Annotated in this window: 29 protein-coding genes, 1 tRNA gene and 2 pseudogenes; 27 read left to right on the top strand and 5 right to left on the bottom strand. The window is 51.0% G+C overall.

Going from position 1 to position 26,920, the window contains the following annotated elements:
- Positions 1-66: 66 nt before the first annotated feature.
- The 20 genes and pseudogenes from rplM (at position 67) to KQI75_RS03795 (ending at position 14,923) form a co-directional block, all read left to right on the top strand.
- On the top strand, positions 67-498 hold the full coding sequence (gene rplM, locus KQI75_RS03895) for a 50S ribosomal protein L13 (RefSeq protein WP_216469428.1): 432 nt from the start codon (positions 67-69) through the stop codon (positions 496-498).
- A gap of 24 nt (positions 499-522) precedes the next feature.
- Complete coding sequence (gene rpsI / locus KQI75_RS03890; protein ID WP_216469427.1) at positions 523-930, top strand: 30S ribosomal protein S9; 408 nt, start codon at positions 523-525, stop codon at positions 928-930.
- A gap of 306 nt (positions 931-1,236) precedes the next feature.
- On the top strand, positions 1,237-1,413 hold the full coding sequence (locus KQI75_RS03885; protein WP_246566384.1) for a CD1107 family mobile element protein: 177 nt from the start codon (positions 1,237-1,239) through the stop codon (positions 1,411-1,413).
- A gap of 115 nt (positions 1,414-1,528) precedes the next feature.
- Positions 1,529-2,185 (top strand): hypothetical protein, encoded by a 657-nt coding sequence (locus KQI75_RS03880; protein WP_216469426.1) that lies wholly within the window; start codon positions 1,529-1,531, stop codon positions 2,183-2,185.
- Positions 2,186-2,289: 104 nt separating this feature from the next.
- Positions 2,290-2,508: pseudogene (locus tag KQI75_RS03875) on the top strand (toprim domain-containing protein); the annotation flags it as partial.
- Between the two features lie 250 nt (positions 2,509-2,758).
- The gene (locus KQI75_RS03870) at positions 2,759-3,049 is read left to right on the top strand and encodes a helix-turn-helix domain-containing protein (protein WP_216469425.1); all 291 of its coding nucleotides are present in this window, start codon (positions 2,759-2,761) and stop codon (positions 3,047-3,049) included.
- Between the two features lie 286 nt (positions 3,050-3,335).
- Positions 3,336-3,950: a class I SAM-dependent methyltransferase gene (locus KQI75_RS03865; RefSeq protein WP_216469424.1), complete on the top strand. Its 615-nt coding sequence runs from the start codon at positions 3,336-3,338 to the stop codon at positions 3,948-3,950.
- Position 3,951: 1 nt separating this feature from the next.
- Positions 3,952-4,560, top strand: coding sequence for a class I SAM-dependent methyltransferase (locus KQI75_RS03860; RefSeq protein WP_216469423.1), 609 nt, complete (start codon positions 3,952-3,954; stop codon positions 4,558-4,560).
- Positions 4,561-4,569: 9 nt separating this feature from the next.
- Complete coding sequence (locus KQI75_RS03855; RefSeq protein WP_216469422.1) at positions 4,570-5,433, top strand: MBL fold metallo-hydrolase; 864 nt, start codon at positions 4,570-4,572, stop codon at positions 5,431-5,433.
- 214 nt (positions 5,434-5,647) lie between these two features.
- Positions 5,648-5,992, top strand: a complete 345-nt coding sequence (locus KQI75_RS03850) for an L-2-amino-thiazoline-4-carboxylic acid hydrolase (RefSeq protein WP_246566381.1) — start codon at positions 5,648-5,650, stop codon at positions 5,990-5,992.
- Positions 5,977-6,126 (top strand): hypothetical protein, encoded by a 150-nt coding sequence (locus KQI75_RS03845; RefSeq protein WP_216469938.1) that lies wholly within the window; start codon positions 5,977-5,979, stop codon positions 6,124-6,126. The genes KQI75_RS03850 and KQI75_RS03845 overlap by 16 nt, the downstream gene beginning before the upstream one ends.
- A gap of 11 nt (positions 6,127-6,137) precedes the next feature.
- A complete protein-coding gene (locus tag KQI75_RS03840; RefSeq protein ID WP_216469421.1) occupies positions 6,138-6,980 on the top strand; it encodes a class I SAM-dependent methyltransferase in 843 nt (280 codons plus the stop codon).
- Positions 6,977-7,903 (top strand): ketopantoate reductase family protein, encoded by a 927-nt coding sequence (locus tag KQI75_RS03835; protein ID WP_216469420.1) that lies wholly within the window; start codon positions 6,977-6,979, stop codon positions 7,901-7,903. Before KQI75_RS03840 ends, KQI75_RS03835 begins: the two co-directional genes overlap by 4 nt.
- Entirely contained in the window at positions 7,900-8,502 is a 603-nt protein-coding gene (locus KQI75_RS03830) for a hypothetical protein (protein WP_246566379.1), read from the top strand. The genes KQI75_RS03835 and KQI75_RS03830 overlap by 4 nt, the downstream gene beginning before the upstream one ends.
- 35 nt (positions 8,503-8,537) lie before the next feature.
- Positions 8,538-8,741 (top strand): helix-turn-helix domain-containing protein, encoded by a 204-nt coding sequence (locus KQI75_RS03820; protein ID WP_216469419.1) that lies wholly within the window; start codon positions 8,538-8,540, stop codon positions 8,739-8,741.
- Positions 8,742-8,947: 206 nt separating this feature from the next.
- A pseudogene (locus tag KQI75_RS03815) lies at positions 8,948-9,073 on the top strand (tyrosine-type recombinase/integrase); the annotation flags it as partial.
- A gap of 232 nt (positions 9,074-9,305) precedes the next feature.
- The gene (locus KQI75_RS03810; protein ID WP_216469418.1) at positions 9,306-10,286 is read left to right on the top strand and encodes a LacI family DNA-binding transcriptional regulator; all 981 of its coding nucleotides are present in this window, start codon (positions 9,306-9,308) and stop codon (positions 10,284-10,286) included.
- 294 nt (positions 10,287-10,580) lie between these two features.
- Complete coding sequence (locus tag KQI75_RS03805; RefSeq protein ID WP_216469417.1) at positions 10,581-12,467, top strand: sucrose-specific PTS transporter subunit IIBC; 1,887 nt, start codon at positions 10,581-10,583, stop codon at positions 12,465-12,467.
- A 29-nt stretch (positions 12,468-12,496) separates the two neighbouring features.
- Positions 12,497-13,942: a glycoside hydrolase family 32 protein gene (locus KQI75_RS03800; RefSeq protein ID WP_216469416.1), complete on the top strand. Its 1,446-nt coding sequence runs from the start codon at positions 12,497-12,499 to the stop codon at positions 13,940-13,942.
- A 15-nt stretch (positions 13,943-13,957) separates the two neighbouring features.
- Positions 13,958-14,923 (top strand): carbohydrate kinase family protein, encoded by a 966-nt coding sequence (locus KQI75_RS03795; protein ID WP_216469415.1) that lies wholly within the window; start codon positions 13,958-13,960, stop codon positions 14,921-14,923.
- Positions 14,924-15,063: 140 nt separating this feature from the next.
- On the opposite strand, the gene KQI75_RS03790 is transcribed toward KQI75_RS03795, so the two are convergent.
- Positions 15,064-15,137, bottom strand: a tRNA-Gly gene (locus KQI75_RS03790).
- Between the two features lie 132 nt (positions 15,138-15,269).
- Between KQI75_RS03790 and KQI75_RS03785 the strand changes: the two genes are divergently transcribed.
- Positions 15,270-15,842, top strand: coding sequence for a TetR/AcrR family transcriptional regulator (locus KQI75_RS03785; protein WP_216469414.1), 573 nt, complete (start codon positions 15,270-15,272; stop codon positions 15,840-15,842).
- 41 nt (positions 15,843-15,883) lie between these two features.
- Here the strand turns inward: KQI75_RS03785 and KQI75_RS03780 are convergent, their stop codons facing one another.
- Positions 15,884-16,174, bottom strand: a complete 291-nt coding sequence (locus KQI75_RS03780; protein WP_216469413.1) for a hypothetical protein — start codon at positions 16,172-16,174, stop codon at positions 15,884-15,886.
- 282 nt (positions 16,175-16,456) lie between these two features.
- Between KQI75_RS03780 and pyrR the strand changes: the two genes are divergently transcribed.
- The 5 genes from pyrR to KQI75_RS03755 all read left to right on the top strand — a co-directional run bounded on the left by pyrR (position 16,457) and on the right by KQI75_RS03755 (position 23,126).
- Positions 16,457-17,002 carry a bifunctional pyr operon transcriptional regulator/uracil phosphoribosyltransferase PyrR gene (pyrR, locus tag KQI75_RS03775; RefSeq protein WP_216469412.1) on the top strand — a complete coding sequence of 182 codons (546 nt, stop codon included), beginning with the start codon at positions 16,457-16,459 and terminating at the stop codon, positions 17,000-17,002.
- 30 nt (positions 17,003-17,032) lie between these two features.
- Positions 17,033-17,941, top strand: coding sequence for an orotidine-5'-phosphate decarboxylase (gene pyrF, locus KQI75_RS03770; protein WP_216469411.1), 909 nt, complete (start codon positions 17,033-17,035; stop codon positions 17,939-17,941).
- A gap of 65 nt (positions 17,942-18,006) precedes the next feature.
- Entirely contained in the window at positions 18,007-19,107 is a 1,101-nt protein-coding gene (locus KQI75_RS03765) for a carbamoyl phosphate synthase small subunit (protein WP_216469410.1), read from the top strand.
- Positions 19,107-22,301: a carbamoyl-phosphate synthase large subunit gene (carB, locus tag KQI75_RS03760; protein ID WP_216469409.1), complete on the top strand. Its 3,195-nt coding sequence runs from the start codon at positions 19,107-19,109 to the stop codon at positions 22,299-22,301. Before KQI75_RS03765 ends, carB begins: the two co-directional genes overlap by 1 nt.
- A gap of 123 nt (positions 22,302-22,424) precedes the next feature.
- Complete coding sequence (locus tag KQI75_RS03755) at positions 22,425-23,126, top strand: DUF4230 domain-containing protein (protein WP_216469408.1); 702 nt, start codon at positions 22,425-22,427, stop codon at positions 23,124-23,126.
- 43 nt (positions 23,127-23,169) lie between these two features.
- Here the strand turns inward: KQI75_RS03755 and KQI75_RS03750 are convergent, their stop codons facing one another.
- Genes KQI75_RS03750 through KQI75_RS03740 form a run of 3 tightly spaced genes read right to left on the bottom strand, consistent with a single transcriptional unit; the run spans position 23,170 to position 25,136 of the window.
- A complete protein-coding gene (locus KQI75_RS03750; RefSeq protein WP_216469407.1) occupies positions 23,170-24,231 on the bottom strand; it encodes a DUF4097 family beta strand repeat-containing protein in 1,062 nt (353 codons plus the stop codon).
- Between the two features lie 3 nt (positions 24,232-24,234).
- Positions 24,235-24,822, bottom strand: coding sequence for a DUF1700 domain-containing protein (locus KQI75_RS03745; RefSeq protein WP_216469406.1), 588 nt, complete (start codon positions 24,820-24,822; stop codon positions 24,235-24,237).
- The gene (locus tag KQI75_RS03740; protein ID WP_216469405.1) at positions 24,819-25,136 is read right to left on the bottom strand and encodes a PadR family transcriptional regulator; all 318 of its coding nucleotides are present in this window, start codon (positions 25,134-25,136) and stop codon (positions 24,819-24,821) included. The genes KQI75_RS03745 and KQI75_RS03740 overlap by 4 nt, the downstream gene beginning before the upstream one ends.
- A gap of 173 nt (positions 25,137-25,309) precedes the next feature.
- Between KQI75_RS03740 and cls the strand changes: the two genes are divergently transcribed.
- Positions 25,310-26,893 carry a cardiolipin synthase gene (gene cls / locus KQI75_RS03735; protein ID WP_216469404.1) on the top strand — a complete coding sequence of 528 codons (1,584 nt, stop codon included), beginning with the start codon at positions 25,310-25,312 and terminating at the stop codon, positions 26,891-26,893.
- Positions 26,894-26,920 lie beyond the last annotated feature (27 nt).

The following is a 26,920-nucleotide window of genomic DNA, read 5'->3' as shown; positions in this document are numbered from 1 at the left end:
GGAATTTGAGCAATACCGAATGGAAATGAAACATTTCAGATAAAAATTATAATCGGAGGTTAGATCATGTCCACTTATATGGCTAAGGCTGAAAACATTGACCGCAAGTGGTATATCGTCGACGCAGCAAACAAGCCGCTGGGTCGTACCGCAGCTACTGTAGCAGCTCTCCTTCGCGGCAAGCATAAGGTAGAGTTCACCCCGCACGTTGATACCGGCGATTTCGTTATCGTTATCAACGCTTCCAAGGCAGTCCTGACCGGCAACAAGCTGACTCAGAAGTACTACCAGAGACATTCTGGCTGGATTGGCGGCCTGAAGGAAACCCAGTACAAGACCCTCATGGCTGAGCGTCCGGAGCTGGCAATTGAGCTGGCAGTGAAGGGTATGCTCCCGAAGAATTCTATCGGCCGCAAGGCTGCAACCCGTCTGAAGGTATACGCAGGCGCGGAGCACAACCACGAAGCACAGCAGCCGATCGTTTGGGCTGGCAAGTAATTCTTACAAGGAGGAAATTAAGTCATGTACACACCTAAGAAAGCATATTTCTACGGCACCGGCAGAAGAAAGTCCTCTGTTGCAAGAGTTCGTCTGATTCCGGGCGGTACTGGTGAAATCACCATCAACAATCGTACCCTCGACAACTACTTCGGTCTGGACACCCTGAAGCTGATCGTTCGTCAGCCGCTGGAAGCTACTAAGACCACTGAGAAGTTTGACATCGTTTGCACTGTAGCTGGCGGCGGCTTTACCGGCCAGGCTGGTGCAATCCGTCACGGCATCTCCCGTGCCCTGCTGCAGGCTAACTCTGACGAGTATCGTCCGATCCTGAAGGCAGCTGGCTTCCTGACCCGTGACCCGAGAATGAAGGAGAGAAAGAAGTACGGCCTGAAGGCTGCACGTCGCGCTCCGCAGTTCTCCAAGAGATAATCTACAGCTTAAAAATGCTAAAAAAGTCCGGAAAATCAAGGTTTTTCGGACTTTTTCTATACCCGAAATTCTGTCTGGACTGTTCGGATTTGATGGAATTTGAACGGAAATTTATGGGTTTATAGTGGTCAAATTACTGGTGGACAATGGGAGCAAATGAAGTCCAATTTTGCCATCGGCGGACGAACACATACTTGACTGATTTACATAGAGCCTTGGCTCATTCTTTGAAAACGAGAATGGGTCGAGGTTCTATTTTTTTCGCCCGAAATCCGGCGAGACAAATTTGAGTAGGAGGTAACAGGTATGACGGATTTCAATCAGAATGTGTATTTCCTGAACATGGTGGATGAGGCCGATCTGCTTGCGTTGATGGATGAATCTGTTTGTGATCGGTGCAGCCGGTGTCGGAGGTTACCTCTATATCAAGATGAAGGGCGTAAAGCCTGCATCCAAGAAAAATCAGCCGTCCCTTTTACATAGCCAAATGGTTTGTGAATGAGCTGTTTTGAGCTATGAAGCTATGGAATCTGTAGGCGATATCTGATAAAATAGAGAATAAGAACAGTGATACAAATCGGGATTTGTGAGGGTAATTATGATAAAGTTTTTGAATGATATCAGGAATGCAGAAAAACCAATATCCAATAATAGAAAAATTATAAATACTATAGCTGTATTGTTCCTTGGAATAGCTTTGGGGACTTTTTCAAAATTTTTGGATTTTCGTCAAGCTGAACTTCCCAGTGTGCTTATGGCAATAGATGAAGCATTAGATGTTCATAATTTCCTTGGATGTTTTGCAATCTGGGTATTGATTGCACTGTGCATTTCTATTTATAGCAATTCTGCAATAAGAGCAAGCATTAATGTTTTTGTATTCTTTATTGGTATGGTTGCAAGTTACTATTTGTATTCAAACTATATTGCAGGATTTTTTCCAAGAAGTTATGCGGTGATTTGGCTTGGATTTACAGCTGTTTCTCCAGTATTGTCTTTTGTCTGCTGGTATGCAAGGGGGAAAAGCAAACTGGCACTTATACTATCAGCGCTGATTTTGGCAGTATTGTTCAATACGTGCTTTGTATATGGATGCTGGTATTTTAATGCAAAATCTGTTTTGGAAGTGATAGTCTTTATTATTGGACTTATTGTTTTGAGGAGAGACAAATTGAGGAGTTCTGCGCTAATGGGAACGATTAGTATAGTTCTTGCAGTTTTACTTGATATGGTTATTCCATTTCATTTTGGATAAACAACTTCCAGTTTGTAGACCTAAAACAGAATACCGTTCCTTACATAGCAGTCATGCGCTTCGGTGCCTGGCTGCTAATTTTTTTGCGAAAGGAGCAGATGCAAATGAAATTAGTTTTGGCTGAAAAGCCTTCGGTTGCACAGAGTATTGCCAAAGTGTTAGGTGCTGCCAAGCGTGAGGATGGCTACTTAGAGGGAAACGGATATGTGGTCAGCTGGTGTGTAGGGCATTTGGTGGAGCTGGCACAGCCGGAAGCCTATGATGAAAAGTTTGCCAAGTGGAGGTATGATGATCTTCCAATTTTGCCGGAACATTGGAAGTATTAGGTATCTGCCAGTACGAAAAAGCAGTTTGGAATCCTGAAAAAGCTCATGCAGGATTTGGAGAATAACGCTGAAGTCTGGTGTGTTATGCTGGAGCTGGTGCAGGAGATCGGAACCAAGCTGCGAACACATAAATGGGATACACATGTTCTGTTTTATCGGCACAGGATTTTTTTCTTTACCGTCATGTGGCTCTTTTTTGACCTTCCGTCGGTCCGGTTCTGTACCGACTGTGCGGAAGGAGAAACGTATGTATTTTGACGCAAAAGAGTTTGGTAAGAGACTTCACGATGTTCGCACTTCCCGTGGCATTACGCAGGAGGAACTGGCGGTTCGCCTAGGACTGGCAAGCAAGCAGCATGTCAGCCACATGGAGAACGGAGAGCGCAGCTGCTCCATTGACTTGCTGATTGAACTGTCCTGCATCCTCCATGTCAGCACGGATTATCTTCTGATGGGCAGCGAGCCAAGCAAAGAGGAAGTCAAAAATGATCTTCTGAGCATTATTTCGGAGCTGTCTACGATTGCGAAGAAAATCTAATCGTGCTCTGCGTTTGGAAATGACAAAATAGAGATACTATACCATTGCAAAAAAGAAGTGAGCACGATATAATATGGATAAGAAGGCAAAAGTCACCGCAATGGTGTGAAAATAGATTTTGGCTGTTTTCATAAGGAGTAGATCGAGAGGCTTTATCCTCAGTGACTGAAAACACAGATGTGTGATGCTTGCAGCAAGCTATTTGTATAAGCCGAAAGGCCGAAGAAATGCGGCTTTTCCTAAATGCATGAGTTAGCCGGGCCTAACTATAAAAGGAGAGACAGCAATGCGAGAACACAAGAATTTCTGGGACAGAAATGCAGGTCTGTATGACTGCTTTATGCGAAAAGACAGGGCAGTATATGAGAAAATGTATGAGCTGATCCGTCCGGTCGTGAAAGACAAAACAGTGCTGGAGGTGGCTACCGGAACGGGACTGATCGCCAAGCACATCGTAAAAGCAGCGGTACACATCGAGGCGACGGATGCCTCTCCAAAAATGATTACAGAGGCCAAACGGGGGAATTACTCTGCGAAGCTGCGTTTTTCCGTGCAGGATATGTTTTCTTTGCCATACGCGAGCAAATCATTCGATGTGGTAATCGTATCAAACGCACTGCACGTTGTGCCTCAGCCAGAAAAATCACTGCGAGAGATCAAACGGGTGCTGAAGGATGACGGTGTGCTGATCGCGCCTACCTTTACGCACGCAGAAAACTCATTTCCCGGCAAGGTCAAAGCCTTTTTCATGAATCTGGCAGGCTTTCCTCTCCACAGCAAGTGGACGAGTGAAGAATACCTAAAATTTCTGCAACAGAATGATTGGACAGTGCGAAAAAGTGTTGTTCTAAAGGCCTCTTTTCCGCTGACCTATACGGAATGTGTGAAATCGGAGGTGTGATATGTCCTTCTTTGAAAACACCCGCAAGCCCGTAGGCTTTAGCGGGAAGATCATGGTTGCTATGATGAACTTTGGGCACAGCGCAATGGCAGCGTGGGGATTGCATTTTTTGCAGCCTGCCCCGGATGCCATGGTGCTGGACTGCGGCTGCGGCGGTGGAGCGAACATCAAAACGCTGCTGAAGCTGTGTCCCAAGGGCAAGGTGCAGGGCATCGACTATTCGGCAGTCAGTGTAGAAAAAACGCGAAAGGTCAATGCAGGTGCCATTGCAGCAGGGCAGTGTACTGTGCAGCAGGCAAGTGTAGCAGAGTTGCCGTTTGAAGCGGAGCAGTTTGATGTAGTGACCGCATTTGAAACGGTCTATTTCTGGCCGGAGCTTGCGCAAAATTTCGGAGAGGTCTATCGGGTGCTGAAGCCCGGCGGGACTTTTTTCATCTGTAACGAAGCAAACGGCGAAACAGCAAAAGACGACAAATGGACGCAAATCATTAACGGTATGACCATCTATACGGATGCTGATCTAAAAGTGTATCTGGAGCAAGCAGGCTTTGGCAGGGTTCAGAGTCACAAAAATAAAAAGGGCTGGCTGTGCGTCACAGCACAGAAATGAGGTGCGATCATGTCGAAAAAAGCAACGGAATTTCAAAGAAAAGCAATGAGCCGGATGTACCGGGGCAAGGAGATCTTTAAGCCTTTGAACACCGGCTGGATCGATGAAAATGTCGCTTGTGTGCGAGAGTGGGTGGCAAATATCTTCTTCTACCGCAAGGGCGATACCACCATTATGATTGATGCCGGATACAACTATGACCGTCTGGCGGAGAAAATGAGCTGGCTTGGTATCGACCCGCATTCCATCCGGCACATCCTCATCACTCATCAGGACACCGATCATGTAGGTGCGGTGGAGGCGGACAGTCCGGGACAGTTTCGGGATGCTGCGCTGTATATTGGCGAGATCGAGAACCGCTATCTGACCGGCGAGGTGCGCCGCAGGGTCATTTACCACCTTTACAAGCTGCCGCAGGTGACGATCAACAATGAAAAAGTGCTGCTGCACGACGATGAGGTCATCGACATCGACGGGATCAGAATCGAGTGCTTTCTCGTTCCCGGTCATACATGGGGGCACATGGTATACCTTGTGGACGGGAAATATCTCTTTACCGGCGATACTATCTGGTTCGGCGCGGACGGCGGCTACAGCTTTATTTCTGCGCTGGCAGAGGATAACAAGCTGGCAGTGAAGTCTCTGGCACTGCTGGAGAAAAAGCTGAAAAAACGCGGACTGCATCCGCTGTTTATTACCGGCCACACCGGCTGGACGGACAACATGGAGTTTGCCTTTGCGCACAAAAATGAGCTGTGCTCGCCTTTCAAAAAAAGAGCCCACGACCTCAATGCGCTTTACGATGCCTATGATGAATCCGATGATACCGAAGAAAAAGCAAAGAGCGGATGCTTGAAGGGCGTGGGAAAATAAAAGGCTGCGAATTTCAGAACGCCCCGGTGCTCGTGGCTTACAACGGCCTTAACCCGGACGAGCCGGGAACGGAATACAACTCCACGCAGAACGAGGCAAGGCAGTCATATCGTTCCGAGAGATCGAGAAAATTGAGGAAAATCTGATCCTGCCGTCCTTCCGCAAACTGAAATTCGTGAACTGTAATAAGCCGTTCTGGAAAAAACTGATGCACATGGCGTTTCTACGGGCAAAAGCGGGCTGTGACAAGTGGCACGATTATGAAATGACGGTGGCTCCTTACGAAAAGAACAAGCCGATCTATTATGAATTTACCGCCTGTCCCGCAGCGGAATTTGCTATCAGAAACGGCCTTACAGAGATCATGCCCGCCCTGTGCAATGTGGATTTTGCAGCGATGGAGCTGCTTCACGCAAGGCTGGTGCGGACGACCACCTGCGCGAATGGCTGTAAGTGCGACTACACCATCTGCGGCGATCAGGACCCATACGGAAGGGAGCATCCCGAATACCGGGACGAAAACGGATACAGGAGGAACAGGAAATGCTCTTACAGGTGATTCTGGAAGGTCTTGGGTTGGGAGTTCTGCTGGTTCTGATCTGCGCTGCGGGCATCTGCAAAGGGGCTGTTGGGATGGTGCATCTTTACAGCCCGGCGGTGCTGGCGGCAATGATGACTATTTTTACTCACTGAGGGAGAAACCTATGAAATACAAAATCGAGAAAAACACCGTGCAGGAGACGTTGATCCTCCCACTGTATTCACGGAAGCTGTGTACGGAGTTGTATCCGAACCTTTACCGGGACGAAACGGCGGTGCGTCTGATCGACCAGATCGACTACGACTTTTCAGAGGCAGAGAAAAATTCCCGCAGCCTGATGCAGCGTTTCGGTGCGCTGGAGGTCGCCATGCGGCAGAATGACCTTGCCTTTGAAGTGCAGGCGTACCTGAAAAACCACCCCTGCGCGGCAGTGGTCAATCTGGGCTGCGGGTTGGATAACACCGGCAAAGCCTGCGACAACGGCAGCTGTAAAATCTACAATCTGGACTTCCCGGATGTGATCGCCTTGCGGCAGCAGCTTCTGCCCGCCGGGGAGCGGGAGCAAAACATCCCCTGCGACCTGAAAGACCCCGCATGGTTTGACAAGATCGATGCCTCCGGCGGGGCAGTGTTCTTTGCCTCCGGGGTGTTCTATTACTTTCTGACGGCACAGGTTCGGGAACTGGTGCAGGGGATGGCGGACGCTTTCCCCTGCGGCGTGCTGGTCTTTGATGCTGCCAACCGTACGGCGGTGAAGATGATCGCCAAAACGTGGTTCAGGACGGCGAAAATCAAGGATGTGGGAGCATATTTCGCGGTTTCGGATGCGAAAAGCGAGCTTTCCCCATGGGACAGCCGTTTGCAAGTATCCAGCAGGGGCTATATGCTGGGCTACAACGATCTGAAAGACCCTTCCGTCAGCGGCTTTTTCCGATTTCTCGCCAAGGTCGGGGACAACGGGATGAAAATGCAGATCGTGAAGATCGGATTTGGAGGCAAGCTATGAAAATTCTGGTATATGGTGCAGGCGTTCTGGGGTGCAATCTGGCAAGAAATCTGCTGCGCGCCGGAAAGGATGTCACTCTGCTTGCGCGGGGAAACTGGGCTGCGGAGATTAAGCAGAACGGCCTGCGGATCAAGGACAAATTTTCGCTCCGCACCTCGGTCAGCCGCATTCCGGTGGTGACTGAACTTGCACCGGATGCAATGTACGATGTGATCTTTGTGGTCCTGCGCTATACACAGCTGGATTCCGTTCTGGACACGCTGCGGGTGAACCGGACGAAGAACATCGTTTTTGTGGGGAACAATGTGCAGGCGAGGGCGCTGGCGGCGGCGCTGCCGGGGAAGAACGTCCTGTTTGCCTTTGCGCTTTCTGCGGGGCATCGGGAGGTTGAACGGGTGGTCTCCATCGACCTGAAAAAGATCACCATCGGACAGCTGCCGGGTGCAATCTCCAATAAACAGCTGATCAGGCGCATCTTCCGCGGCACAAAATATAAGGTCGTTTACGAGCCGAACATGGAGGACTATCTGCTCTGCCATGCCGCGTTTGTGATGCCTGCGGCCTTCGCCTGCTATAAGACAGACGGCGACCTGAAAAAGCTCAGGGGAGATACCGCGTACCTGAACCGTGTGCTGGATGCCAACATCGAGGGATACCGCGCCATCCGAGATGCCGGACACACCATTCTGCCCAAGGCGGATGCAGACTTTGAAGGGGAGAAATACCGCAAGACCTGCCTGCGCTTTTTCAAGCTGATGTGTGCCACCTCGCTGGGCAAGCTCTGCGCCTCCGACCATGCCATGAACGCCATCGACGAAATGAGTGCGCTGAACCGGGATCTTAAGAAATTTTTCGATGAACATGGCGCAGTCTACCCGGTATGGCAGACACTGGAAGCGGAAGTCGGGAGGTATCTGCAATGAAATACGCTGGAATGCCCTTTGGGATGTGGGCGCTGTTTGCCGGTTCCTTTCAAAAGCAGCTGACCGCGGTGCTGGGCTATGATGCAGACACTGCAAAAGCCATCACGAAAAAGGCAAAGCCACAATACCGGCAGATCATCCGCAGGCTGCCGGAGTTTGAAAAGGCCGACCGCTTCAAAATGAATCTGGTCAACTGTGCCATGACTGGCGCGTTCGTTCTTTCCATGCCGCAGCGCCCGGAGGTGGACAGGCTGACGGATTACTATGCAAAAGCCATGATGACAAAGCCCATGCAGTGGTTCTGCCGCAAAAGCGGAAAAAGAGAGTTCACCGCAAAGGATATTGCCGCCATGAAAGCCACCACTGCCCTGAAAGCCGCCGACCGCAACCCCTATTCGTGGAACATGGAGTTTTACGAATACCCGGATGGCAGCGGCTACGAGGGACGCTTTACCAAATATCAGGTTTCTGCTGTTTCTGCATCGGATGTACTGAAACGAAATACAGACTCTTTATGCTGTGCGGTCGAGAATGATGTGTTTGCCTCGCTTCCGCAGGATTCGCTTTTGGACGAGTTGGGAAATGGGGTGGGAAGATGAACAATAATATAAGTGCAAGAACAGGAGGCAATTATATGCTGGACGTAAATATGATAATTGCAAACAACATTCAGGCTGAACTGAAAAAGGAAAACAAAAAGCATGTTGATCTGGCAGAAGAAATTGGAGTCTCCAAACAGACAATGAGCAAAATTATGAATGGTGCAAGAGCAATCAACGTCCTGCAAGAACAACCAAAGTGCGCCTACGAGGCCAACGCGAAATCGGATGTCCCTTGAAAACTGAATACTCATTCTTCAGGTACATTCCTGTTTGGTCGAGTCTTCGACTGCACGCCATGAAGTCCATCGGGGCGATAGCGGTTTCGCAGAAGCAAAAATGTCGGATTGCAACCGGCGGCGGTGCTAAAGCCAGACAGGGACAATTACACAGTTCAAGAGATTATGGCAGTATATCATAACCCGTACCACCAAGGAACGCTGCTAAGACGGTGCAGTATCTGGCAGGCCATGAGAACAGCAAAACGACTATGGACATCTATGCGAAAGTCAAGTATAATAAACCTGAGAAATTAAGCAGCGTTGTAAATGCTGCATTCGGGCTGCGTTAAACTACACCAAAAATTTCGCGATTTCGTGGGTTTACTGAGAGAGGAAAACCCGCATGAATACTGGACTTTTCGGATCAAGGCCAGGTGAGTACGGCCTCAAGGCTGCACGTCGCGCTCCGCAGTTCTCCAAGAGATAATTTCATTATTATTTCTGCACAATTGCAAAAGCAAAACCACCGTTTCCGCAAGGGTTCGGCGGTTTTTTGAACTAGCATAGAACGGAGGGATTGGTATGACGATTACAGAAATTGCGCAGCTCGCGAATGTGTCCAAGGCGTGCGTGTCGCGGTATTTCAATCATGGATATGTCAGCGAGGAGAAAAAGGAAAAAATCCGCAAAGTTGTGGAACAGACCGGATATGTGCCCAACCGCGCTTCTCAGCAGACGATGCCGGGAAAAAGTCCGACCGTTGGTATTGTCATTCCGAAAATCAGTTCCGAGAGTATTTCGCGTATGGTTGCAGGCATTTCACAGGTGCTCAATCGAGCGGGGTATCGGATGCTGCTTGCCAATACGGAAAATAGTGTGGAAAAAGAGCTGAAATATCTGAAATCGTTTCAGCAGGATGAATTGGCTGGTGTGATCTTTAGTGCCACGATTTTGACCGATGAGCATATTCGCTTGCTGCAATCTCTGCAGATGCCGATTGTCATTGTATCACAAGAGGTGGAAGGGTTTTCCTGTGTGTTCCATGACGATTACGGTGCTTCCGTTGCGATGACAGAACGATTGATTCAGGCGGGACATCAGAATATTGGTGCAATTATGGTCACTTCTGAAGATCGCGCCGCCGGAGATTCCCGTATGCATGGCTATTTGGATACGTTGCAGCGAAATCAGATGGAAGTGCAGGAACGCCGTGTGACGTATTCGGAATTTACACTGGAATCCGGCTATGATGCCGCACAAAAGCTGTTGGAACAAGCGCCGGAGATTGACGGCATTGTGTGCGCCACAGATACCATTGCCATCGGTGCTATGCAGTATTTGAAGGGGATTGGCAAGCGTATTCCGGAAGACATCGGGATTACCGGTATCGGACACTCGCGCATGACAGAAATTGTGGAGCCAAATCTCACAACTGCCCATCTGTTTTACAAATCCACCGGCATGGAGGGCGCAGATATGCTGGTCAAGATGATAGAGAGCGGCATTGATATGAAGAAAAAATTAAAAATGGGTTTTGAAGTCATTGAACAGGAAACCTGCTGAGACAGAAAGGCATTCTCTCTGTACAGAGGGATGTCTTTTGTTTTACGCCTATGTGAAACAAAGTTTCACATAGAAGTTTACCAAAATTGCACCAAAAGAACAAAGCAGACCGACAAAATAGGGAGGAAATCGCACAATTCGAAAAGCATTTGGGCAATGTGCACGAAAAAATATGAAATTTTTGTGAAATCAACCGCTTGAAAATCTGATATACTGTGTAACAGAAAGATGAAACATTTCATATGGGTTTCACAGTAGTTTCACAAAGAGATAGGATGAATGGAGGTTCGCTTGATGGATTACAAAAAAGCGGCAGCCGAGACGATACAGTATATCGGCGGCAAAGACAACATTGTGTCCGCGGCACACTGCGCAACACGCTTGCGGCTGGTCATCGCAGACAACAGCAAGGTAAACAAAGAAGCGTTAGAGGACGCAGAGGGCGTGAAGGGTGTTTTTGAGGCATCCGGTCAGCTGCAAATTATCTTTGGCACAGGCGTTGTAAACAAAGTATACGATGAATTCATTGCGATGGCAGGCATCACGGCGGCATCGAAGGAGAAGGTCAAGCAGGCAGCAGCCAGCAAAGCCAATCCGTTTCAGCGGTTTATCAAGACACTGGGTGATATTTTTGTGCCGATTATTCCGGCCATTGTAGCCTCCGGTTTCTTGATGGGCATTATGGAATCGCTGAACTTCCTGATTAACAACGGCTATATCCATATGTCCAATGAAAGCTCGCTGTTCGTGCTGGCCAATATGTTCTCGAACACAGCCTATGTGTTCCTGCCGGTACTGATTGGCTTCTCCGGTGCAAAGGTATTTGGTGGCAATCCGTTCCTCGGCGGCGTCATCGGTATGATTATGGTGCATCCGAATTTACAGAATGCATGGACGATGACGGGCGGCGTGAACGAATACCTAGACGTATTTGGACTATGGAAAGTACCGCTTGTTGGCTATCAGGGACATGTCATTTCGGTTATCATCGCTGTATTTGTTATGGCGAATATTGAAAAGTGGCTGCACAAGCGTGTGCCGGCAATGCTGGATCTGTTTGTCACCCCGCTGGTATCCGTCTTTGTGACCGGTTTTCTGACCATGACCATGATCGGACCGGCATTCAATATTGTGGAGAGCAGCATTATTAACGGCATTCAGACGTTGATTTCTCTGCCGTTTGGCGTTGGTTCTCTGGTTATGGGTGCGCTGTACGCCCCGACGGTTGTCACAGGTATTCATCACATGTATACCATTATCGACCTCGGACAGATTAAGGAATTTGGTTGTACCTACTGGCTGCCGCTGGCATCCTCTGCGAATATCGCACAGGGCGCAGCTGCACTGGCTGTTGCCCTGAAAACCCGCGATCAGAAGCTCAAGGCAATGGCGCTGCCGTCCTCTCTGTCTGCATTTATGGGCATTACAGAACCGGCAATCTTCGGTGTCAATCTGCGATTCTTCCGCCCGTTCGTGTGCGCATGCATCGGCGGCGGCTGCGGCGCGATGTTCGCATCCATTACTTCTCTGGGTGCCACCGGCACCGGCGTGACAGGTATTTTTGGTATCCTGCTGTGCCTCAATGCACCGGTCAAGTACATTCTGATGTTTGCGATCTCCGCAGGCGTAGCGTTTGCACTGTCTTGGATGTTTGGCTATAAAAACGCACCGCAGACGGCAAACGGTGCACCGGAAACAGCACCGGTATTCACAGAACCGAAGGAAGCACAGGGCGAGCTGAATATTCTGTCTCCGATGCAGGGCAAGGCAGTCAGCTTGACAGATACTGGCGATGACACATTTGCCGCAGAGGTTCTTGGCAAGGGCGCGGCAATTGAACCGAGCGAAGGGAAAGTATATGCACCGTTTGATGCCACTGTGGAAACGCTGATGGGTCATGCTGTTGGTTTGACTGGTGAAAATGGCGTAGAAATGCTCATTCACATCGGTATTGATACGGTTCAGCTGAATGGCAAGCATTATACCCCGCACTGCACGGAAGGACAGCACGTCAAGGCTGGCGATTTGCTGATGGAATTTGATATGGCAGCCATTCAGGCAGAAGGCTTTAAAACGATTACGCCGGTCATCGTGACCAATGCCGATGACTATGCGGACGTTTTGACACACATTGGCAAGCAGACAAAAGCAGGAGAAACCCTGCTGACAGTGAAAAAATAATTTCAATCCATGATTTAGGAGGCAATCATATGCAGACAAAGCGAGAGAAACTCAAGCAGAATATTCTCAAGGCAGAGGCAGAAGCGGGTGCACAGAGAGCGAAGGATCCCTATCGTTTCGGTTTTCATTTGATGCCTCCTTCCGGCTGGATGAATGACCCGAATGGTCTGTGTTGGTATCAGGGCGAATATCATGTCTTTTATCAGTACAGCCCGTTGGATGCCCACAGAGGACAGATTTTCTGGGGACATTGGAGCAGCCCGGATCTGCTCTCTTGGACACAGCATCCGGTCTTTTTGTATCCGACCGATGCCTGGGACAAAAACGGTGTGTATTCCGGTTCCGGACTGGCAGAAAAAGACGGTTTGTATCTGTACTACACCGGCAATGTCAAGCATCCCGGCAATTATGATTATATCTATGAGGGACGCGGACACAATGTCGGCTTGGCAGTTACGCGTGATGGCATCACGGCAGACAGCAATCGTTGTATTTTGGAAAATAAGGATTACCCGCAAAATCTCAGCTGTCATGTGCGGGATCCGAAGGTGTGGAAACAGGACGGCGCGTATTACATGGTGCTCGGTGCACGCACCAGACAGGATGTCGGTGAAATTCTCGTATTCACCTCCGAGGATAGACTGCACTGGAAGCACTTGAATACGATTCAGACCCCACAGCCGTTCGGATTTATGTGGGAATGCCCGGATGTGTTCTGTGTCGATGGACAATGGATTGTCATGACCTCTCCACAAGGCATTGCGCACGAGAAGTATCAGTATCAAAATGTGTACTCCTGCGGATACTTCCCGCTGTATGGCGATTTTCGTTCCGAATACACCTTAGGCGATTATCAGGAATTGGATGCCGGTTTTGATTTCTATGCACCGCAGACCTTTGAGGCACCGGATGGCCGCCGGATTTTGCTCGGCTGGATGGGTATGCCGGATGCCGACTATACCAATCCGACGGCAGATTGGAGCGGCTGGCAGCACGGTATGAGTGTGCCGCGTGCGCTGCATTGGAATGGCGAACGACTGACAGCACAGCCGATCGAAGAATTACAGCAGCTGCGGACGGACAGCAAGCGGCAAACGATGCAGGGAACTGCGGCAATCAATACTGGTGCCATGGCTGAACTGCGCATTCGCAATACAGGCGAACATCTGCACATTGCCATTGGAAACAGTGCTGTGATAGAATGGTCACAGGGGTTGCTGTCTCTGACGCTCAGCGAGCAGGCGGGATATGGCAGAACCAAACGATATATCCAGACACAGAAATTGGACACCCTGCATCTTTTGATGGACACCTCCTCGTTAGAGCTGTTTGTCAATGGCGGCGAACAGACCATGACGACGCGCTTTTATCCGCAGGGTGAGGAACAGAAAAACAGAACAATTACCCTGCACGGCGAGGGAGAAGTGCGAAGCGATACCCTTCAGCCGATGACATTTCACTGGGCGCAGGCATAACGGGAGGAAGCAAATATGAAAAAAGTCACAGCGATTGGCGAATTGCTCATTGATTTTGTACCGCAGCAAAAGGGCTGCGCACTCAAAGAAGTCACCCATTTTGAGCGTGTAGCAGGCGGTGCTCCTGCCAATGTCGTCACAGCGGTCAGCCGTCTCGGCGGACGCGGTGCCATGATCTCTCAGGTCGGAGAGGATGCGTTTGGCGAACATATTTGTGATGTGCTGGCCGGCAATGGCGTAGATACCTCTCATGTCTTTCACACAAAAAAAGCGAATACCGGTCTGGCATTTGTCTCTCTGGATGCCGCCGGAAATCGGGAATTTTCCTTTTTCCGCAATCCGAGTGCGGATCTGTTCCTCTCTCCAGAGCAGATTACATCGGATATGCTGGAAGACACCGCCATTGTCCATTTTTGTTCGGTTGATTTGGTAGACTGGCCAGTGAAGAAAGCACACGAAAAGCTCATTCAGCTGGCACAAGAGAAAAACTTACTTGTCAGCTTTGATCCCAATGTACGGCTTCCGCTGTGGGATTCTGCCGAAGCATGTCAGAAAACCATTCGGGAATTTTTGCCGATGGCGGATATCATCAAGCTGTCTGATGATGAAGTAGAATTTGTCACGGGCTGCCGCAGCGAATTGGAAGCAGTGCATCAGCTGATGCAAGGTAAGTGCCGCATGGTCATTCTGACCAAGGGCGCAAACGGCTCCAGCGTATATACACGCACGACTTCTGCCCAAACTCCGGCGCGAAAAGTCGAAAAAGTCGTGGATACGACCGGCGCAGGTGATTCATTTGCCGGTTCCTTCCTGTTTCAGCTTGCGCGGGCTGGCTATGGTGCTGATAATTTGGATACCATCAGCGAACAGGAGTTGATGGAATTTTTGAACTTCTCTGCGGACTACGCCGCTTTGACTATCGGAAAGATGGGCGCGGCAATGGCGAGCATGGAGGAAATGGAGCAAGTGTACGGAAAATAAACCGTTTTCCTTCCTTCTCTGCTTCCTTCTGTTTTTCGCAACAACTGACGGAAATTGACACAGCTTGAAAATTCACACGGTTAAAAGTATATAAAAAGCCTTGAAAGCACGTTTTTCGTGACTTTCAAGGCTTTTTTGTATGGAGCAGGTAACGGGAGTCGAACCCGCTTATGCAGCTTGGGAAGCTGCCGTTCTACCGGTGAACTATACCTGCGTGCTATCTTATGATAGCACAGCGCGCCCGCGAATGCAAGCGAAAATTGGTGTTGATTTAGGACATGCTGTATAGTATAATACATTTATATAGTATCTGCAAAGAAACCAAACGCTATGGGAGGACGGAAAAATGGCAGCACAGAAGGAAGACCGCAGAATCCGCAGAACCAAACGGCTGCTGCGTCAGGCGCTGGCGGAAATCATGAACGAGAAAGAGTTTAAGGACATCACGGTAAAGGAAATCACAGACCGTGCAGACCTCAACCGCGGCACGTTCTATTTCCACTACACCGATACCTATGACCTGCGCAACCAGATTGAAGACGAGCTGGTTGAGGAGCTCAAGGAGGCAATCGCGGAATTTCAGCCGGAGCAGGCGGAGTTTTCGCTGCGCCCGATGCTCAAAAAGGTGTTTGACTACGTGCTGAGCCAGAAGTTTTTGTTCCGCACGTTTTTCCGCAGCAGCTCCAACAGCGGACTGCAAAACAAGGTCATGGCTGTCGTGGAGGAAAACATCGACAACGCGCGCAGCGAGCTGGAGGTCAACGAGAGCGAGCGCAGCAGAAAGTATCACAGCCGCTTTATGTCGAGCGGCGTCATGGGCTGCGTCAATCTCTGGCTGGAAAACAGCAATGAAATGGCAGTGGATATTATCGTCGATGAGCTGGACGAGATGTTTCAGCGCATTCTCAAAGGTGCATAAACAGAGGCGGCAATGGTTTGCCGCCTCTTTGCGTGTGTGCGTCAGTCGACCATGCGGTCTACGGTGTTCGCCGCCTCGTGCGCGGCGCGGCTGACCATGCCGGCTGTGTGGTGCGCGGTGCGGGACACCGAGCGCCCCCAATCCGCCTTGGCAGGGCAGCAGCTGACGGCGACAGCCGCCGCGGCCGCGCCGGCAAGTCCTGCAACGACACCCATGGCAAACAGTTCAGCGTTCATTTGATACGACCACCTTTCCTCGCGATTTGTCGGAAGTTTGCCCGAAAATCCGCGGAAATATGCGGGAAACCGCTGGAAAAACTTGTTTTTGAACAAGTTTTGACACATGAACAAAATTTTATAGAAAAAAAGTACCATCCTGTGCATTCCGACGGGAAGTTTGGTGAAGAATCCGGTTTACAAAAATTTAAAGAAGGTATATAATAAATACCAGATATTTTGCACCTTTAAGCTGCTCCCGTGAGTGCAGCAAGGCGTTCGGATAAAGTTGATTGAGAGCACACGGTAACTATACCCGCACTCGCTCTGTAAATTTTCGGTTTCCCGCCACAGGTGCGAGAAGCCGTTTTTTGTTGTTCGACAGAAGGAAGGGCAGCGATGGAGCAGAAAAAAGCCGAAATTATGGATGAGGGCGCCATGCGGCGCGCGATCAACCGCATTTCCTATGAGGTGATTGAGCGCAATCACGGCGCCACCGATCTGGTGCTCGCCGGCATCCGCACGCGCGGCGTGTATCTGGCGGAGCGCATGGCAGATAAAATTGCAGAGGTGGAGGGAACGCGGCCGCAGGTGGTCTCGCTGGACATCACCGGCTTTCGGGACGACCACCCCGAGGATCCGATTGCTTGTCAGCTGCCGCAAATCGACGATATTTCCCAAAAAACCGTGCTCATTGTCGATGACGTGCTGTCCACCGGACGCACGGTTCGCGCGGCAATGGAGGTGGTGCTGCACATGGGGCGCGCCCAGCGCATTCAGCTGGCGGCGCTCATCGACCGCGGACATCGGGAGCTGCCGATTCGTCCGGATTTTGTCGGCAAAAACCTGCCGACCTCCCGCACCGAGCTGGTACGGGTGTATGTAAAGGAATATGACGGAAAAGACAGCGTGGTCATTGTGACCGGCGCACAATCCGTTGAATGATTAGATACGAACACAGGAGGAAAAAGAGTCATGTCTGTAAATACACTGGTTCGCAAGATCCGTGAGAAAAACAATCCGACCGTTGCCGGTCTGGATGCGCGTCTGGAGTACATTCCGGCGTATATCACCGAGAAGTACACCGCACAGTACGGCAAGACGCTCAAGGCTGCTGCCGCCAGCATGATGGAGTTCAACAAGGGTCTGATTGACGCCCTGCACGACATTGTGCCGGCAATCAAGCCGCAGGCCGCATACTATGAGCTGCTGGGTCCGGATGGCGCGGTTGTTCTGCGCGATACCATCGCGTATGCGCACGAAAAGGGCATGTATGTCATTGCGGACATCAAGCGCAACGACATCGGCGCAACCGCTACCGCCTACGCACAGGCTTATCTGGGAGAGAGCGACGTGTGCGGCGAGAGCCTGCCGGTGTATAACTGCGATTCCTGCACCGTAAACGCCTATCTGGGCACCGACGGCATCACCCCGTTCCTCAATGAGTGCGAAGCACGTGACCGCGGCATCTATGTGCTGGTTAAGACCTCGAACAAGTCCTCTGGTGAGTTCCAGAACAAGCTGATGGGTGACCAGCCGCTGTACGTTCGCATGGCAGAGAAGGTTGCTGAGTGGGGCGAAGGTCTGATGACAGAATGCGGCTATTCGCAGGTCGGTGCCGTTGTCGGCGCAACCTATCCGGAAGAGCAGAAGATCATCCGTCAGATTATCCCGCACAGCTATTTCCTGGTACCGGGCTACGGCGCACAGGGCGCAACCGCCAAGGACATCGCCAATGCATTCAATGACGACGGTCTGGGCGCAATTGTCAATTCTTCCCGCGGCATCATGTGCGCTTGGAAGAAGTGCGATCTGGACTATCAGGAAGCAGCACGCAAGGAAGCCATCCGTATGCGTGATGACATCGTAAGTGCAATCAAGTAAGTCAAAATTTTTTGATATAGATAGTAAAAACAACATCGTTTGAATAGAAGAGGAGTGTTTGGAACTTGAAGAAGGCCTATCTCCTGCTGGCTGACGGCACGCTGTTTGAAGGCGTCAGCGTCGGTGCAGAGGGCGCATCTATTGCGGAAATCGTATTCAATACCGGCATGGCGGGCTATCAGGAAGTCCTGACCGACCCGTCCTATTACGGACAGTCTGTCTGCATGACCTATCCGCTCATCGGCAACTATGGTCTCAACGCAGAGGACTTTGAGTCGCGCAAGTGCTGGGTTTCCGGCTTTATCATGCGCGAAGCATGTGCATATCCGTCCAACTGGCGCTGTGACCGCTCGCTGGACGAGTACCTCAAGAGTGAGGGCATCGTCGGTCTGGCAGGCATTGACACCCGCCGCCTGACCCGCATCCTGAGAAACAGCGGCGTCATGAACGGCATTCTGTACTCTGAGGGCTACGAGCCGACCAAGCAGCAGATTGCCGAGATGAAGGCATATAAGGTGACCAATGCGGTCAAGACGGTTACCATTTCCGAGCCGAAGGTTTACCCGACCACCGCAGAGACCCAGAAGCATCGCGTGGCTCTGCTGGATTTCGGCGTCAAGCGCAACATTCGCCGCGAGCTGTGTGCGCGCGGCTGTGAAGTGACGGTTCTGCCGGCATACACCAAGCCGGAGGACATCCTGAACGGCGGCTATGACGGCATCATGCTGTCCAACGGCCCTGGCGACCCGCAGGAAAACACCGAAATCATCGAGAACCTGAAGGTGCTCATCAAGTCCGGTATGCCGATCTTTGGCATCTGTCTGGGACATCAGCTGCTGGCACTGTCCATCGGTGCACAGACCAAGAAGATGACCTTTGGCCACCGCGGTGTCAACCATCCGGTCAAGGATCTGGCACACGACCGCACCTATATCACCAGCCAGAACCATGGCTACGCTGTGCTGGGCGAGACCGTCAATCCGGACATTGCCCGCGTCAGCCACATCAACATCAACGACAATACCTGTGAAGGCATCGAGCATCTACATGCGCCGATCTTCACCGTTCAGTATCATCCGGAGGTCAAGCCGGGTCCGGAGGACACGGCATATCTGTTCGATCAGTTTATCGCACTCATGGATGAGAAGAAAGGAGGCGCTCAGTAATGCCGCTGCGCAAAGATATTCATAAGGTAATGGTACTGGGCTCCGGCCCGATCGTCATCGGTCAGGCAGCTGAGTTCGACTACGCAGGCACGCAGGCATGCCGTGCGCTGCGCGAAGAAGGTTTGGAGGTTATTCTGGTAAACTCCAATCCGGCTACGATTATGACCGACAAGGCCATGGCGGATAAGGTTTACATCGAGCCGATGACCATTCCGTGTGTAGAAGAAATCATCAAGAAAGAGCGTCCGGACTCCATTCTGCCGACACTGGGCGGTCAGACCGGTCTGAACATCGCCATGGATCTGGTGGCAAGCGGATTCCTCGACGAGTACGGCGTCAAGCTGCTCGGCGCAAACCCGACCACCATTGATAAGGCGGAAGACCGTCAGATGTTTAAGGACACCATGGAGAAAATCCATGAGCCGATTATCGCCTCCAAGGTGGTACACACCGTAGAGGACGCCGTTGCATTTACCGAAGAAATCGGTCTGCCGGTTATCATTCGTCCGGCATACACCCTCGGCGGCACCGGCGGCGGCATCGCGTATACTTGGGACGAACTGCGTGAAATCGCAGCGTCCGGTATCATGTACTCTCGTGTAGATGAAATTCTGGTCGAGAAGTGCATTGCAGGCTGGAAGGAAGTCGAGTACGAAGTAATGCGTGACGGCAAGGGCAATGTCATCACGGTTTGTAACATGGAAAATATTGATCCGGTCGGCGTACACACCGGCGACTCCGTCGTTGTTGCACCGAGCCAGACGCTGTGTGACCACGAGTATCAGATGCTGCGTACTTCTGCGCTCAAGATCATCACCGAGCTGGGCATTGAGGGCGGCTGTAACGTACAGTTCGCTTTGCATCCGGATTCCTTTGAGTATGCCGTTATCGAGGTAAACCCGCGTGTATCGCGTTCCTCCGCACTGGCATCCAAGGCAACCGGCTATCCGATTGCAAAGATTGCGGCAAAGATTGCGGTAGGCTACGGTCTGGACGAGCTGACCAACGCCGTTACCGGCAAGACCGCAGCTTGCTTCGAGCCGACGCTGGACTACTGCGTTGTCAAGTTCCCGCGCTGGCCGTTTGATAAATTCGTATACGCAGATAAGACGCTGGGCACCCAGATGAAGGCGACCGGCGAGGTTATGGCGATTTCCAACAGCTTCGAGGGCGGCATGATGAAGGCTGTCCGCTCCATCGAAATGAAGGTAGATTCGCTGTATATGCCGCTGATTGCCAAGCTGAGCGACGCAGAAATTATCGAAAAGGTAAAGACCTGCGATTTCGAGCGCATCTTCTCCATCTGTGAGGCGTTCCGCCGCGGCATCCTAACCGTGGACGAGGTTCACGACATCACCAAGATTGACGAGTGGTTCCTCAACGGCTTTATGCGCATCATCGACATGGAGCACGCACTGGAGAACGCCGAGGAGCTGACACCGGAGCTGTATCTGGCAGCAAAGAAGTTCGGCTTCACGGATAAGGTCATCGAGCGCCTGCACGGCAAGCCGGTCGGTGAGCTGTCTCGTCTGCCGGTATACAAGACGGTAGATACCTGTGCGGCAGAGTTCGAGGCAGAGACCCCGTACTACTACTCCACCTATGACGAGGAAACCGAGGTCAAGCCGGCCTCCGGCAAGAAGAAGATTATGGTTCTGGGCTCCGGTCCGATTCGTATCGGTCAGGGCATCGAGTTCGACTACTGCTCCGTACATTCCGTATGGGCACTGCAGGAGCTAGGCTGCGAGACCATCATCGTAAATAACAATCCGGAGACCGTATCCACCGACTTTGACACCGCAGACCGTCTGTATTTCGAGCCGCTGACACCGGAGGACATCACCGGCATCGTCAACGCAGAGAAGCCGGACGCTGCCATTGTACAGTTCGGCGGTCAGACCGCCATCAATCTGGCAGAGCACGTAGAATCTCTAGGCGTGCCGATTCTGGGCACACCGGCATGGAGCATTGACGCTGCCGAGGACAGAGAAAAGTTTGACGTCATCCTGAACAAGACCGGCATTCCGCGCGCAAAGGGCGACACGGTATTTACCGAGGAAGAAGCTGTTAAGGTTGCGGATCGTCTGGGCTATCCGGTACTGGTTCGTCCGTCTTATGTATTGGGCGGTCAGGGCATGGAAATCGCCTATAAGGAAGCGGACATCCGCGAGTATATGCGCGTCATCACCCGTACCAAGATTGAAAATCCGGTACTGGTCGACAAGTACCTGATGGGTCGAGAAATCGAAGTTGACGCCATTTGCGACGGCGAGGACATCCTGATTCCGGGCATCATGGAGCATCTGGAGCGCGCAGGCATCCATTCCGGTGACTCGATTTCGGTTTATCCGTCTATCACGATTGAGGACAAGCACAAGCAAACCATCATTGACTACACCAAGAAGCTGGCAAAGGAACTGGCAGTTATCGGTCTGGTTAACATCCAGTTCGTTCTGTACAACGACGAAGTATATGTCATTGAGGTAAACCCGCGTTCTTCTCGTACCATCCCGTATATTTCCAAGATTACCGGCGTACCGATGGTAGATCTGGCTACTCGCTGCATGTTCGGCGAAAAGCTGAAGGACATGGGCTGGGGTACCGGTCTGTATCCGGAAGGCGACCATTACGCTGTAAAGGTTCCGGTATTCTCGTTCCAGAAGCTGCGTGATCTGGATACCCAGCTTGGACCGGAGATGAAGTCCACCGGTGAGGTTCTGGGCGTATCCACCTCGTTCCGTGAAGCACTGCTCAAGGGCATGATGGGCGCAGGCTACCAGATGAAGAAGAAGGGCAAGGTTCTGATTTCTGTCCGTGATGCGGATAAGCAGGAAATCATCAACATTGCCGAGCGCTTTGCGGAGCTGGGCTTTGACCTGTACGCAACCAGCGGCACGGCAAACGTCCTCAACCGCCACATGGTAGCGACCAACTCGGTGCGCAATGTAGACGAGCCGTCCCCGAACATGATTGATCTGATTGAGTCCGGTGACATTGATTATGTCATCGCAACCTCTGTCAAGGGTCGTCATCCAGAGCTTGGCTCGGTTAAGATTCGCCGCTCCACCGTTGAGCACGCAATTCCGTGCCTGACCGCCATTGATACGGCGTCGGCACTGCTGCGCTGCCTGGAAGGCGATACCCGCATCCAGTCCTGCGAGCTGGTTGACATCAACACTGTGCATCTCAAGTAAGATGCTTGCATAGAAAAAAGAGGTCACCGCACGGTGGCCTCTTTTTGTTGCGGGCAACGAGTTGCAAAAGGATATAGTGGATGGTATACTAGCTATATCAATCGGTGAACAGGGGAGAGAACAATGAACGAACTGACGACGATAGACAAGAAAAAGAGCAAAAAATTTTGGGGATATGTTGTTGTCATCGCTTTGGCAGCAGCTGTTATCGTGGGACAACATATCTATTGGAACCGGCAGCTGACCAAGGCGGAGGAGAAGGAGGAGACTTCTTCCAGCGTGGTTGTACAGGACGATGGCACCATAACCGTAAATTCGCAGACCTTGATGAGTGCGATGAAGGGAACGGACAAACTGATTGCGTATGAATATTACTACACGGATGCGGGAACGTATGAGAAGGGAAAGAAGCTGTTCAAGACCAATATTGACATTCCGTTCGCAACGGATAGAGCAATCTTTACATACGGCGGCAGCTTGGGCGTCGGCATTCACGCGGATCAGATTGAGATTGCCACGGACGATGTGAAAAAAACCATTCAGGTAACCGTTCCGCCGTTGGAGATTCTGACGGATACGCCGGATTATGACGCCTTTCAGTATTACGATGTGAAAAATTCTGTGTTTACCAGCTCTAATTTGAAGGATTTCTCGGCATTTCAAAAGGAATTATCCGAGAAGCAAAAGAAAAAGCTGAAAAAGAACAAGGAATTTTGGGAAAAAGCAAAGGAGAGCACCGAGCTGCGCATCGAACATATGCTGAACAAGGTTGCCAATCTGGACGGCTATCAGATTACGTTTGTATGGGAATCGGACAACAAGTAAAGAAAATCCACCGGTTCTGTATAGAATCGGTGGATTTTTTGGTTCAGTCATCGGAAAGTTCAATGTCTCCGTTGTCCGCCTGCACGCGCAGAGAGCCGCCCGTGCCGCTGTGGCAGTAGTCCGTCAGCTCATCGTCCGTGGTCTGCCGAATTTGCGACCGCAGTCCGTCCGGAACGGAAATCTCTCCGTATGCGGTGCTCGCCTGTATGGTCAGCGCCTGCAGGTTCGCCAAGGTGTCGGAAACCGAAACGTCCCCGTAGCTGCTTGTGATGCTGTTTTCACCGGAAAATGCCGTCTCCCGTGCGTCAAAACCGCCGTTGGACAGCTGGACGGCGGCGGTGTCCAGCGTGCACCGCTCCAAATCAATGTCACCGTAATCATTGTTGAGCGTTAACTGGGACAGTCGGCAGTTTTTCAGCGAAATATCTCCGTTTTCACAGCGAATCGAGCCGCGCGCTGCCGAGATGCCGCGCATCGAGATGTCGCCGTAATCATTGTTGAGCGTTAACTGGGACAGCTGGCAGTTGTTCAGCGAAATATCTCCGTTGTCACAGCGAATCGAGCCGCGCGCCGCCGAGATGCCGCGCATCGAGATATCACCATAGGAAGAACGGATGTCTAACTGCTTGAGCTGAGATTTCGGAACGGATAAAATCACGGTTTGTGCGTTATCATCATCTTCCGGAAGCCTGCCGAGCGTGAGAAAATCCGTCAGGAAATCCACGTCAATATGCACCTGCGGCTGCACGGCGTCATTTTCCTTGAGATGCAGCGTGCCGTCCTGCACCGTGTACGTCAGCGGCGCTTCGCCGCCGGTCGCCGCAATGCGATAGGACAGATAACAAGAGTCATCAGCAGACGGTACGATTTTCAAATCCAGATTATCCAGCGCAAGATCCAATGCCTGTACGCCGGATATTTTTTGTTTGTTCAGCACAGCGAGTGAATCGCTGTCGGTTTTGCGGGCATCGCCGCGCAGGGTGTTGATGTCCGCAGCTTGTACATATTGCTTTCCGCCGGTGAGCATACCGGCGGCAGTGAGCACCGCGCCGACCGCACAGCACAAAACACCGGTAATCAATGTTGTTTTCAGCCAAGTTTTCATGAGTTATCGTCTCCTTTTCTGCGAAATCCAACGGGCGAGCTTAGCGAACAACATACAGCACCACTTGCACAGATAGATACCGAGCACAACGGCAAGAATGCTGAGACCGAGAGTGAGCAGGCCGCTTCCGGCAATCATACCGGCACCGGACAGGGAATAGGGAATGGCGAGCAGTCCGCGGATCACCAATTTGCCGCCGACAAGGAAGAAGGCTGCGGCACAGCATCCTACCGCAAATACGATGGCTGCGGCACATATCAAAAGTGCCAATAAGACGAGCAAAACGGCGATCAATAACGGGATGCCGATGGGTGCGGCGCAAATGGCCAGAAATGCAATCCAAAAAATATGAGATTTCTTTTTGGGAGCGGTACCGTCTGCCTGCTCCGTGATTTTTTTGTCCAGCAGATTTTGAATCAGTTCACGAGCTGCCTCCTTGGGTGTGCCCAGCTCATGCATGAGCTGCTGTGATTGTTCTTCGTCTGCTTCTTCAAAATATTCCGTGAAATACTCCATCGCGTCTGCATAGTCCTCAGCTGGCAGCTTTTTCAAGTATTTGCGCAGCTGGTCAAGATATACCTGTTTGGTCATTTGCGAAGCCTCCCTTCAATGATGCCTTCAATGGTGTCCCGATAAGACACCCATTCCTCATGTAACTGTTGGATTTGCTGTTTTCCAAGCGCGGTAATCGAATAATACTTGCGTTTGCGTCCCTGATGCAGCTGGGAATAGGTGGTGAGATAACCGGATTTCTCCAGCTTTTTGAGAATCGGATACAGCGTGGATTCTTTGATGTCTGCGGCGAGCTTGATTGTCTGACTGATTTCGTAGCCATACGAATCCTGCGTCTGCACAATGGTCAGAATCAAATACTCGATCAGCAGAGAGGATACAGGAAAATACATGCCATCAACTCCTTTTCTATAGTATATAAAATCTTTATATATAAATTTTTTATATATTTAGTATAGCACGAAGTTTCTCGATGTCAAGAGGATATATAAAAATTTTATATATAGTTGGAAAAAGCATGAGAATGCGGTATAATAGAACAATACGAACGGAAAGGAGCTGAACAATGAGCCATTCACGAGTAGAGAGCAAAACCGCTGTGAAAAACAGCGTCGGGCGATTGGCGTTCTGTGCGCTGGCGATTTTGCTGGAAGTGGTGTTTATCGCCATGATGTTCACGAAGCTCAATCGCTACGCGCCGTGGATTCAGACGTGTACCTATATTGTCGGTGCGCTGTTGGTTCTCGCCATTTATGCACAGCACAAGACATCCAGTATGAAAACGCCGTGGATTATTCTAATTTTGGTTTTTCCGGTTTTGGGCGTGTTTTTGTATTTTCTGGTCGGTCTCAACGGCGGCACATGGGCGATGCGCAAGCGGTATGAGGACATTGATGCCAAGCTGTATCCGCTGCTGACAGAGGGCGAGACGGGACAGCACACACAAGCCGCCATGCAGGCACTGGAAAAACAGGATGCGCAGCTGGCAAATGTCTCCCAGTATCTGCTGCGCAACAGCAAATATCCGGTGTATCAAAACACACAGTTGCGGTATTTTTGTGCCGAAGAAGGTCTGGAAGCACAGAAACAAGCGCTGCGGCAGGCAAAGCGCTTCATTTTTATGGAGTATCATGCGATTGAGGACGCGGAGGCGTGGCACGGCATCCAAGAGATTTTGGCGGAGCGCGCCAAGGCGGGCGTGGAAATTCGCGTCTTTTACGATGACATGGGCAGCATTGGCTTTATCAATAAGGATTTTGTCAAGCGCATGGAAAAGCTGGGCATTCAGTGCTGTATTTTCAATCCGCTGATGCCGGGCCTCAATCTGTTTTTGAACAACCGCGACCACCGCAAAATCACCGTGATAGACGGAACCATTGGCTTTACCGGCGGCTACAATCTCGCCAACGAGTATTTCAATCTGACGCACCCGTATGGACAGTGGAAGGACACCGGCATTGAGCTGCGCGGCGAAGCCGTGCGCAGTCTGACCGTGACATTTTTGGAAAACTGGCACGCCGTCAAGCGCAAAGAGGAGGAACAGCATGCACAGCCGCACATCGCGGAATATCTGCCGGAATTTGCGCCAAAACCGGAGCTGCACGGCTTTATCCAGCCGTATGCGGACAGCCCGCTGGACGATGAACAGGTGGGAGAAGAAGTATACATCAGCCTGCTCAACAAAGCAACGAAGTATTGCTGGTTTATCACGCCGTATCTGATTTTGACCGACGAGATGATTCACGCCATGGGGCTTGCCGCCAAACGCGGCGTGGATGTCCGCGTCATTACGCCGGGCATTCCGGACAAAAAGATGGTGTATCAGGTGACACGTTCCTATTACAGCAGCCTGACGCGAAACGGCGTGCGGGTGTATGAGTGGACACCGGGATTCTGCCACTGTAAAATGTGCGTGACCGATGATGAGGCGGCGACCTGCGGCACCATCAATCTGGACTACCGCAGTCTGTACCATCATTTTGAAAACGGCTGTCTGTACATCGGCCATCCGGCGGTGCTGGAGACAAAGCGGGATTTTGAGCGGACCTTTTTGCAGTGTCGGGAGGTCACAGAGGAATACACAACCGGACACGGCCGCATGCTGCGCTTGGGACAGATGTTCCTGCGCCTGTTTGCGCCGTTGCTGTAAAAGTCAAAAAAAAGAAAAAGTTCGTTG

The sequence above is a fragment of the Butyricicoccus intestinisimiae genome (assembly GCF_018918345.1).
GTDB classification, from domain to species: domain Bacteria; phylum Bacillota; class Clostridia; order Oscillospirales; family Butyricicoccaceae; genus Butyricicoccus_A; species Butyricicoccus_A intestinisimiae.
Note: the sequence above shows the minus strand (reverse complement) of the source record. Positions and strands in the feature narration are given on the sequence as shown.

Excerpts from the sequence above, each read along its gene's own strand:
- KQI75_RS03740 (WP_216469405.1), bottom strand. The coding sequence starts at position 25,136 with ATGTATTTTCCTGTATCCTCTCTGCTGATCGAGTATTTGATTCTGACC.
- rplM (WP_216469428.1), top strand. The coding sequence starts at position 67 with ATGTCCACTTATATGGCTAAGGCTGAAAACATTGACCGCAAGTGGTAT.
- KQI75_RS03745 (WP_216469406.1), bottom strand. The coding sequence starts at position 24,822 with ATGACCAAACAGGTATATCTTGACCAGCTGCGCAAATACTTGAAAAAG.
- KQI75_RS03850 (WP_246566381.1), top strand. The coding sequence starts at position 5,648 with ATGGCGTTTCTACGGGCAAAAGCGGGCTGTGACAAGTGGCACGATTAT.
- carB (WP_216469409.1), top strand. The coding sequence starts at position 19,107 with ATGCCGCTGCGCAAAGATATTCATAAGGTAATGGTACTGGGCTCCGGC.
- KQI75_RS03750 (WP_216469407.1), bottom strand. The coding sequence starts at position 24,231 with ATGAAAACTTGGCTGAAAACAACATTGATTACCGGTGTTTTGTGCTGT.
- rpsI (WP_216469427.1), top strand. The coding sequence starts at position 523 with ATGTACACACCTAAGAAAGCATATTTCTACGGCACCGGCAGAAGAAAG.
- KQI75_RS03795 (WP_216469415.1), top strand. The coding sequence starts at position 13,958 with ATGAAAAAAGTCACAGCGATTGGCGAATTGCTCATTGATTTTGTACCG.
- KQI75_RS03870 (WP_216469425.1), top strand. The coding sequence starts at position 2,759 with ATGTATTTTGACGCAAAAGAGTTTGGTAAGAGACTTCACGATGTTCGC.
- KQI75_RS03840 (WP_216469421.1), top strand. The coding sequence starts at position 6,138 with ATGAAATACAAAATCGAGAAAAACACCGTGCAGGAGACGTTGATCCTC.
- KQI75_RS03830 (WP_246566379.1), top strand. The coding sequence starts at position 7,900 with ATGAAATACGCTGGAATGCCCTTTGGGATGTGGGCGCTGTTTGCCGGT.
- KQI75_RS03885 (WP_246566384.1), top strand. The coding sequence starts at position 1,237 with ATGACGGATTTCAATCAGAATGTGTATTTCCTGAACATGGTGGATGAG.
- KQI75_RS03865 (WP_216469424.1), top strand. The coding sequence starts at position 3,336 with ATGCGAGAACACAAGAATTTCTGGGACAGAAATGCAGGTCTGTATGAC.
- KQI75_RS03820 (WP_216469419.1), top strand. The coding sequence starts at position 8,538 with ATGCTGGACGTAAATATGATAATTGCAAACAACATTCAGGCTGAACTG.
- pyrF (WP_216469411.1), top strand. The coding sequence starts at position 17,033 with ATGTCTGTAAATACACTGGTTCGCAAGATCCGTGAGAAAAACAATCCG.
- KQI75_RS03880 (WP_216469426.1), top strand. The coding sequence starts at position 1,529 with ATGATAAAGTTTTTGAATGATATCAGGAATGCAGAAAAACCAATATCC.
- KQI75_RS03810 (WP_216469418.1), top strand. The coding sequence starts at position 9,306 with ATGACGATTACAGAAATTGCGCAGCTCGCGAATGTGTCCAAGGCGTGC.
- KQI75_RS03755 (WP_216469408.1), top strand. The coding sequence starts at position 22,425 with ATGAACGAACTGACGACGATAGACAAGAAAAAGAGCAAAAAATTTTGG.
- KQI75_RS03860 (WP_216469423.1), top strand. The coding sequence starts at position 3,952 with ATGTCCTTCTTTGAAAACACCCGCAAGCCCGTAGGCTTTAGCGGGAAG.
- KQI75_RS03855 (WP_216469422.1), top strand. The coding sequence starts at position 4,570 with ATGTCGAAAAAAGCAACGGAATTTCAAAGAAAAGCAATGAGCCGGATG.
- KQI75_RS03845 (WP_216469938.1), top strand. The coding sequence starts at position 5,977 with ATGCTCTTACAGGTGATTCTGGAAGGTCTTGGGTTGGGAGTTCTGCTG.
- cls (WP_216469404.1), top strand. The coding sequence starts at position 25,310 with ATGAGCCATTCACGAGTAGAGAGCAAAACCGCTGTGAAAAACAGCGTC.
- KQI75_RS03800 (WP_216469416.1), top strand. The coding sequence starts at position 12,497 with ATGCAGACAAAGCGAGAGAAACTCAAGCAGAATATTCTCAAGGCAGAG.
- pyrR (WP_216469412.1), top strand. The coding sequence starts at position 16,457 with ATGGAGCAGAAAAAAGCCGAAATTATGGATGAGGGCGCCATGCGGCGC.
- KQI75_RS03805 (WP_216469417.1), top strand. The coding sequence starts at position 10,581 with ATGGATTACAAAAAAGCGGCAGCCGAGACGATACAGTATATCGGCGGC.
- KQI75_RS03835 (WP_216469420.1), top strand. The coding sequence starts at position 6,977 with ATGAAAATTCTGGTATATGGTGCAGGCGTTCTGGGGTGCAATCTGGCA.
- KQI75_RS03785 (WP_216469414.1), top strand. The coding sequence starts at position 15,270 with ATGGCAGCACAGAAGGAAGACCGCAGAATCCGCAGAACCAAACGGCTG.